Annotated in this window: 1 protein-coding gene; it reads left to right on the top strand. The window is 67.1% G+C overall.

Translation table 11 applies throughout. The features are described from left to right. Nucleotides 1-1,673: type I polyketide synthase (locus PV419_RS52755; protein ID WP_319701225.1), on the top strand; the 1,673-nt coding region annotated here is incomplete at both ends.

Below are 1,673 nucleotides of genomic sequence, written 5' to 3'. Positions count from 1 at the left end.
CCACACCCACGGCCACCCCACCACCTGGCACCACCACCACACACCCACCCACCACCCCAACCTCCCCACCTACCCCTTCCAACACCACCACTACTGGCTTCATGTCTCCGAACCCGAAGCCGACCAGCTCACTCCCCGCCCCGCTTCAGCCGAACCGCCCGCCACGGCTACCCTCCGTCGGCAGCTCGCCCACCAACCACCAGACGCACAGCAGCAAACACTCCTCGACGTCGTTCGCACACACATCGCCAGTGTTCTCGGTCACGGAAGTCCCGAGAACATCCACGCCGAGCGCGCATTCAAGGAACTGGGCTTCAACTCGCTGACTGCCGTCCAGCTCCGCAATCGACTGTGCGAGGCCACCGGGCTGACCCTCGCTCCGACCATCGTCTTCGACTACCCGAGCCCCGCCGCGCTCGTACGGCATGTGCGTCAGCAGTTTGTGGGTACGCAAGACGAAGCCATCAGCCATGTCCCTCTCACGACCGTCGGCACAGGCGAACCCATCGCAATCATCGGCATGGCATGCCGCTATCCGGGGGGCGTGCTGTCCCCGGAACAGCTATGGGATCTCCTCGTGACCGAGCAGGACGCGATCTCCGGATTCCCGACCGACCGTGGCTGGGACCTCGAGAACCTCTACGACCCGGATCCCGAGCATTTCGGAACGTCGTACACGAGGGAGGGCGGATTCATTCACCAGGCGGGCGCATTCGATGCCGAATTTTTCGGTATCAGTCCGCGCGAGGCCCTGGCCATGGACCCTCAGCAGCGAGTGCTCCTCGAGATCTCCTGGGAAGCCTTCGAGCGAGCAGGTATCGACCCCACCTCCGTACGTGGCACTCCGACCGGGATCTTCGCCGGGCTGGCCTACCACGACTACGCGCAGCGCTTCCCAACCGCCCCCGAGGGGTTCGAGGGATACCTCGCTCATGGAAGCGCGGGCAGTATCGCCTCGGGGCGCGTCGCCTACACCTTCGGCCTGGAAGGGCCGGCGGTCACCGTGGACACGGCATGTTCGTCGTCCCTGGTCGCCCTGCACCTGGCCTGCCAGGCACTGCGCACCGGGGAATGCTCCATGGCCCTGGCGGGCGGGGTCACCGTCATGTCCACCCCTTTGGCGTTCATCGAGTTTTCCCGGCAGCGGGGTCTCTCCCCGGACGGTCGGTGCAAGGCGTTCTCCGCCACGGCCGATGGCACCGGCTGGGGCGAGGGTGCGGGCATGGTGCTGGTGGAACGGCTCTCGGACGCGCAACGGCTCGGGCATCCCGTTCTGGCCGTGGTACGAGGAACGGCGGTCAACCAGGACGGCGCCAGCAACGGCCTCACCGCGCCCAACGGCCTCTCACAACAACGCGTCATCCGCCAGGCCCTCGCCAACGCCGAGCTGACTCCGGCTGCCATTGACGCGGTGGAGGGGCACGGTACGGGGACGACGCTGGGCGATCCGATCGAGGCGCAGGCCCTTCTGGCGACGTACGGTCAGGACCGCTCCGCGGACCAGCCGCTTTGGCTCGGCTCGATGAAGTCGAACATCGGACACGCACAGGCGGCGGCCGGGGTGGGCGGGGTCGTCAAGATGGTGATGGCCATGCGGTATGGGGTGTTGCCGCGGACGTTGCATGTCGAGGAGCCGTCGGAGCATGTGGACTGGTCCTCGGGCGGGGTGCGGC

The organism is Streptomyces sp. ME19-01-6 (assembly GCF_033793745.1).
GTDB lineage: Bacteria > Actinomycetota > Actinomycetes > Streptomycetales > Streptomycetaceae > Streptomyces.
Note: the sequence above shows the minus strand (reverse complement) of the source record. Positions and strands in the feature narration are given on the sequence as shown.